1 rRNA gene is annotated in these 322 nt (G+C 37.6%); it reads right to left on the minus strand.

What is annotated here, in order from left to right:
• A 16S ribosomal RNA gene (locus tag H5300_RS27225) occupies positions 1-87 on the minus strand; the annotation flags it as partial.
• Between the last annotated feature and the right edge of the window lie 235 nt (positions 88-322).

Below are 322 nucleotides of genomic sequence, written 5' to 3' on the forward strand. Positions count from 1 at the left end.
GGATTGTTAGTGTCGTTTCCGCTCGACTTGCATGTGTTAGGCCTGCCGCCAGCGTTCAATCTGAGCCATGATCAAACTCTTCAATTTAAGATTTTGTGACTCAACGAATACTGACTTCAAAACTACTATGTAATTTTAAAGCTATTACCATTCCAACAGAATGGTAATGAATTGACTGTGCCAAATAACCGAAGTTATTTGTATTGGTCACTCAGTTCATTGAAATCAAGTTTGTTACCGAAGTAACTGCCATTCCTAAGAATGACGTTTTGATATTCATCAACGAGTGCCCACACAGATTGATAGGTTTAAATTGTTAAAG

Source organism: Vibrio sp. SG41-7, from assembly GCF_014164465.1.
GTDB lineage: Bacteria > Pseudomonadota > Gammaproteobacteria > Enterobacterales > Vibrionaceae > Vibrio > Vibrio splendidus.